Annotated in this window: 8 protein-coding genes; all 8 read left to right on the top strand. The window is 55.9% G+C overall.

Annotated elements, in window-relative coordinates:
- The first annotated feature begins 587 nt into the window (after positions 1-587).
- The 8 genes from ML342_RS11390 to ML342_RS11355 all read left to right on the top strand — a co-directional run bounded on the left by ML342_RS11390 (position 588) and on the right by ML342_RS11355 (position 5,491).
- A complete protein-coding gene (locus ML342_RS11390) occupies positions 588-899 on the top strand; it encodes a hypothetical protein (protein ID WP_240127150.1) in 312 nt (103 codons plus the stop codon).
- Between the two features lie 89 nt (positions 900-988).
- Positions 989-1,429, top strand: a complete 441-nt coding sequence (locus tag ML342_RS11385; RefSeq protein WP_240127149.1) for a PDDEXK-like family protein — start codon at positions 989-991, stop codon at positions 1,427-1,429.
- A 1,267-nt stretch (positions 1,430-2,696) separates the two neighbouring features.
- Positions 2,697-3,305 carry an HAD family hydrolase gene (locus ML342_RS11380; protein ID WP_240127148.1) on the top strand — a complete coding sequence of 203 codons (609 nt, stop codon included), beginning with the start codon at positions 2,697-2,699 and terminating at the stop codon, positions 3,303-3,305.
- Between the two features lie 58 nt (positions 3,306-3,363).
- A complete protein-coding gene (locus ML342_RS11375) occupies positions 3,364-3,828 on the top strand; it encodes a hypothetical protein (RefSeq protein ID WP_240127147.1) in 465 nt (154 codons plus the stop codon).
- Between the two features lie 57 nt (positions 3,829-3,885).
- A complete protein-coding gene (locus tag ML342_RS11370) occupies positions 3,886-4,176 on the top strand; it encodes a hypothetical protein (protein ID WP_240127103.1) in 291 nt (96 codons plus the stop codon).
- A 52-nt stretch (positions 4,177-4,228) separates the two neighbouring features.
- Positions 4,229-4,540, top strand: coding sequence for a hypothetical protein (locus tag ML342_RS11365; protein ID WP_240127146.1), 312 nt, complete (start codon positions 4,229-4,231; stop codon positions 4,538-4,540).
- A 98-nt stretch (positions 4,541-4,638) separates the two neighbouring features.
- Complete coding sequence (locus tag ML342_RS11360) at positions 4,639-5,064, top strand: hypothetical protein (RefSeq protein ID WP_240127145.1); 426 nt, start codon at positions 4,639-4,641, stop codon at positions 5,062-5,064.
- Between the two features lie 70 nt (positions 5,065-5,134).
- Positions 5,135-5,491: a hypothetical protein gene (locus ML342_RS11355; protein WP_240127144.1), complete on the top strand. Its 357-nt coding sequence runs from the start codon at positions 5,135-5,137 to the stop codon at positions 5,489-5,491.
- Positions 5,492-6,063: the final 572 nt, after the last annotated feature.

The raw sequence follows: 6,063 nt of genomic DNA, 5'->3' as shown, positions 1-6,063 counted from the left end.
TTAATGTTGTGCACAGCCTTCATGACGCTCGCCTTCTATTACACAGGGCATGCTCTCCGCATTTGGCGGGGCCGTGCCTAACAATTCATTCAAGCCGACGCCGCTTCGCGGCGCGGCTTAATTCAGGTGTTAGACCCAGTGGCCAGCAACAATGCTATCCGAGCAAAGAAAATTCATTGACCGCCACACCCATGAGCGATTGCTTCCTTCGTGGGGCATGGCCACAACCTTCTTTGCAGTCCTCTACGCGGGATTAGCCATATGGCGATCGACAGGCAGCAATGCAGCGCTGCTAGTTGGCCTCATCGTCACAACAGCTCTTGCGGTATACGTCACAAAGCAGATTTGGCGCATATTGCTACTGCGTGACTATCGCTTGGCGACCAGACATGACGCTCATGCGTATCAACCAAGCATCTACTACAAGGCCATGGTTGGAGCGTTTGTGGTCATCTATATCACACTGCTTTACGCGTATGTTTATGTTTTCACGCACTGGGTCTAACAATTCGTTCAAGCCGATCCCGCTTCATGGCTCCAAGCAAAATCGGTTCGCCTTGGGCGGGCCGGCTTAACTCAGGTGTTAGATGGCATTGAACATTTTCGTCGCCAGACAGAAAAACGAAAGCCTAAAAGCTCTCGGTGTCATCTGGGTCAACCTTGTCCTGTGCATTGCCACCCTATTGGCAATTGCATCGGCGTATTGGGGATTCAATAAGGGCACGCCAATTACAGGGCTTCTGTTCTCTGTTTGGCTTTTCCTTGGGGGAATCTTCTATGTCTCGGTGCGCCATCCGTTCAAAACACTGAACCATCGCTTCCAGACTACAATTCCCGTAATTGCACTGCTTTCGCTGATCGTTGGAATCGTGCTGGTCAAGACCGGAACTGCCATCTAACAATTCGTTCAAGCCGAGCCCGCTTCGCGGCCTCGGCGCCAACCGGTTCCGCTCGGGCGGGCCGGCTTAACTCAGGCGTTAGGGCTCAGATGAAAGATCCGAACGCTCCGAAACCCAAGCGTGCCGACGGCCAAATCACCGGTTTGGCTGGCGAACTTTTCGTCGCAGCCGAGCTCCTGAAGCGCGGGATCCAAACGTCAATCACTTTCGGCAACGCGAAGGCCATTGACCTCCTCGCTCACAATCCTGAAACAGGTCGCAACTTCACGATCCAAGTGAAGGCGATCCGGAAGAAGAACGTCTTTCCAATCGCGCACGGTAAGATTCACCCAGCTCACGTCTATGTCTTTGTTGTTCTCAATCTGCCGGGTGAAGCCGTTCAGTACTTCATCGTCCCGGGCAGCACGCTAGCGAACGAGCCAGAGCGGTTCACTCACTGGTTCCTGGATCCGAAGTTCCCAGGTTTCAATTGGCGTGTACTCCAGGAACAGGGCTTTGAGAATGCGTGGCATCTGTTCGCTGAGCCCTAACAATTCGTCCAAGCCGACGCCGCTTCGCGGCGCGGCTTAACTCAGGTGTTAGGCACGGCACAAAGCATGCATACGGCTCTCGGGTTTCTTCTTCTAGGCGCAGCGGCGCTACTGGCGGCATCGCTCGTAAAGTTCGTGCCACCTTTCAGACGCGTATCGAGATTCCGGGCTGCCCTAGGGATTCCATTCTTCTATGGCTTGGCCGCCGTTCCCCTCCTCTTGGCTACGCGCGCCGTCATATCTGGAAAAATTCTGCTCGGAAAGCGTCATGCGCCTGATGTTACGTTCAACCTCGTAACCGATCCCTTCGGCTTCTGGGCCACTTTTGCGTTGTATTTAATGTTGTGCACAGCCTTCATGACGCTCGCCTTCTATTACACAGGGCATGCTCTCCGCATTTGGCGGGGCCGTGCCTAACAATTCATTCAAGCCGACGCCGCTTCGCGGCGCGGCTTAACTCAGGCGTTAGGCCTCACTGCAAGTGAACGGAAAATCATGCGAAAGCCAACACCTCCGCCGTTCCGACCGTTGTTTATGGCAGCAATCGGCATCGTTATCGCTGGAAAAATAGCGGCAGCCGTGACAGGCCAGGATTTGATCGTCTGGGTGGGGGCGCTAGTAGCTGTAGCCCTCGGCGCCTTTGACATCTTTCGCTGGCTTCACCAGGACGCCACTCATGACGCCCGCAATGGCGGTGATTCAGAGGCCTAACAATTCGTCCAAGCCGACGCCGCTTCGCGGCGCGGCTTAACTCAGGTGTTAGCTGCTTAGGACAGATATGGGCGAGCGTTGTGCAATCTGCGACTGCATCCTCCACCGGACCGCTGGGACCTACGCGCGGCCAACAGTTGAGGGGCGGAGCCACGCTACTAAGCACCACTTCGTCGCGGAACGGTTCTTTGGCCGCTCGTCCAATCGGCGAGGCACCGTTACAGAAGGCGTCTTTACCTCTTGCCCTTGGGGTCACGAGGGCGAAACCGCCGTTTTCTGCTATGAATGCCACGAGGAGTTGCTGCACAACCCAGTGCTGTTGCCGCAAGACATCGCGGTATTTGCGGCACTAGTTCGGGAGGCCGGCTTGGCTGAGCTGCACAAATCCAGCGATCGCTCCAAGCTTGGCGGCCGGGTTCGCCTCCTACATGAGGCTCTAAGTCGGGGCCTGGCATCACTGGCTGCTGAGCAAGAAGCCCGGCGCAGCAGCTAACAATTCGTCCAAGCCGACGCCGCTTCGCGGCGCGGCTTAACTCAGGTGTTAGCGCCCAAAACAATGTCTCTCGCACTCTTTGATTTCGACGGCACAATCACTACCCACGAAACCATGCCGGACTTCGTTCGTCAGTCGGTTAGCCGTCGCCGCTTGCTTCTCGGGAACCTCGTGCTTGCGCCCCTCGTTCTCGGTTACAAGCTTGGGCTCGTGTCTGGCGTCCTGATACGTCGAGTTATTGTTCGCTTCGCTTATAGCGGCGTACCTCTCGCAACAATTGAGTCGGCTGGCCAAGCCTTTGCCCGGAACTATTTGCCAAATGCTTTGCGCCCCGAGGCAATGGAACGCATTGCTTGGCACAAGGCTCAAGGCCACAAGGTCGTTGTCGTCTCGGGCGGCCTTGACGCTTATCTATCTCCTTGGTGCAACGAGCATGGACTGGAGCTCATTTGCTCTTCCCTGCAGCACAGCCAGGGCGTTTTGACAGGTCGTTACCTTGGGCAACAATGTGTACTTGCGGAGAAAGCACGCCGGGTTCGTGAGGGCCACGATCTGAGTGCATACTCCACAGTATATGCGTACGGCGATACCCCGGAAGACCGAGACCTGCTTGGCATCGCCACCAAGCCGTACTATCAGTGGCAAGAGGTGGGCGTCCCGGTTGGGCGCTAACAATTCATTCAAGCCGACGCCGCTTCGCGGCGCGGCTTAATTCAGGCGTTAGGTTGCAATGAAAGTTTCCTGGTACGCCAAAATCAGAGCACTTTTCCTGGCGAGCGCATCTCTCTCTTCGCCTTGCCTTGCCGATGACTCCCCAGTTGTATTCGGCTTCTCGCTCAAGAAGAATGCTAGCGAGCTAGTGGCTCAGTACAACCCGGTCATTGTTGGCAACAAGGCGTTCATTTATAAAGAGAGTCTGCAAGCGCCCGTGACAGGAGTCGAATATGAGTACTCCGGCGACAGGATTCAGCAGCTTCACATCATCCTTGAGACGTCCTGGGCATGCATCAACGCAATTGAAACACTGTCCAAGCAGCTGGGGGACCCATCATCATCAGAAAGACGAGAAGACGCTTGGCAAGCAGCTCACTGGAAGATTGGCGGCACCAACGTGGTGGCGATTGGAAAATGCGGTGATGAGTTAATTAACTATCGCATCATCTTGTCCCCAAGAATCTCCACTGGAGCAACCTAACAATTCATTCAAGCCGACACCGCTTCGCGGCGCGGCTTAATTCCGGTGTTAGGCCCTATGTCCTGCAACACCGCCTCCATCGAACAGCAGCTCGTCGATCTGCTGGGCAGCGCCGCAAGCTACAACGACAAGGGGGTTGAATGGTGTGGCCATTCGTCCGGCAAAGTTGCGGAAATGCAGGCGGAGTTCCACCAAGGCCAGCTCGTCCTAGCGCAGCAGATTGGTGCGGAGCGGCTCGGCCAAGAGTTGCTGTCGGCCATCGAGAGCGGCGCGGCGTCCCGTGACTGGACTGGCAGGTACGCTACGCTTGCTGAGCAGGTGCTTGGGGTCCGTCGGTCTAGGGCCTAACAATTCGTCCAAGCCGACGCCGCTTCGCGGCGCGGCTTAACTCAGGTGTTAGATGGCATTGAACATTTTCGTCGCCAGACAGAAAAACGAAAGCCTAAAAGCTCTCGGTGTCATCTGGGTCAACCTTGTCCTGTGCATTACCACCCTATTGGCAATTGCATCGGCGTATTGGGGATTCAATAAGGGCACGCCAATTACAGGGCTTCTGTTCTCTGTTTGGCTTTTCCTTGGGGGAATCTTCTATGTCTCGGTGCGCCATCCGTTCAAAACACTGAACCATCGCTTCCAGACTACAATTCCCGTAATTGCACTGCTTTCGCTGATCGTTGGAATCGTGCTGGTCAAGACCGGAACTGCCATCTAACAATTCGTTCAAGCCGAGCCCGCTTCGCGGCCTCGGCGCCAACCGGTTCCGCTCGGGCGGGCCGGCTTAACTCAGGCGTTAGCTGCTTAGGACAGGACATGAACGAGCATTGTGCAATCTGCGACTGCATCCTCCATCGAACCGCTGGGACATACGCTCAGCCAACGGTCGAGGGGCGGAGCCACGCTACCAAGCACCACTTCGTCGCAGAACGCTTCTTTGGCCGCTCTTCCAATCGGCGCGGTACAGTTACGGAAGGCGTTTTTGCCTCCTGCCCTTGGGGTCACGAGGGTGAAACCGCCGTGCTCTGCTATGAATGCCATGAGGAACTGCTGCACAACCCGGTGCTGTTGCCGCAAGACATCGCGGTATTTGCGGCACTAGTTCGGGAGGCCGGCTTGGCTGAGCTGCACAAATCCAGCGATCGCTCCAAGCTTGGCGGCCGGGTTCGCCTCCTACATGAGGCTCTAAGTCGGGGCCTGGCATCACTGGCTGCTGAGCAAGAAGCCCGGCGCAGCAGCTAACAATTCGTCCAAGCCGACGCCGCTTCGCGGCGCGGCTTAACTCAGGTGTTAGGTCTCGCACAAAGTTCTTATGCGACTGACAAAAGCATTATTCTACCTCTCCGACGGGTGCGCCTGGCTCCTCGTCGGCTTTGCTACGCTACTGGCAATTTCATATCCGTTTTTGAGCCCAATCGTCGCCAAATCAGACGGCTTGTCCATTTCACCAATCAAGATCGCCGCAACCACCCTGATCTTCGCTGCTGTTGCATTTGGCGCTTGGCGCTTAACTCAACGCAAGCCATGGGGACTCATTGCCGTTTCTCTCCCAGCAACACTTGGCAATCCTAGCTTCGCAACTCTCTATCTATTTTTCATTGCTTTAATCTTCGGTGCTCCGCTAATGTTGGCGCTCATTGAGTCTCGCTATCATCGCAGCGAGACCTAACAATTCATTCAAGCCGACGCCGCTTCGCGGCGCGGCTTAATTCAGGCGTTAGGCGTCTCAAGCATGCAATCTCGCAACGGATGGGAAATCCAATTTCGAAAGAACGTGCACATGTATTGCCATCGCCTTGTCGTGGCAAAGGCTGGTAGACGCTACGAGGTCCCATGCGAGGACACGCCCGACGGATTCATCGGGGTGTGGCTCTACGACGTAGGGTTGGAGAGTCACTTACAACAAGACCTTCTTGCAGCTCTTGTCAAATGGGCCCAGTCGTCTGGCCTTGCTTGTAAAATCTATGAGACGAGAGACTCGTATGTGTCCACAACAGCAGGCGGAGACGCCTAACAATTCATTCAAGCCGACGCCGCTTCGCGGCGCGGCTTAACTCAGGCGTTAGCGCTCAATGGCAAAGGGTTCGTCGCACTTGAAGAGAATCGGACTTTGGCTTGGCGCCGACATCCCCCCACCTTCAGTAGCGGTTCGATCTAGAGTCCGGGTTGGATGGTAGCCGATGCCAGTTGCCTGGCATAGGCGCTCGGTGTCAGCCCGCCCAATGCCTGCTTCGGCCGCTC

Origin of the sequence: Thermomonas alba, assembly GCF_022419205.1 — a bacterium.
Taxonomy (GTDB): Bacteria; Pseudomonadota; Gammaproteobacteria; order Xanthomonadales; family Xanthomonadaceae; genus Thermomonas; species Thermomonas alba.
Note: the sequence above shows the minus strand (reverse complement) of the source record. Positions and strands in the feature narration are given on the sequence as shown.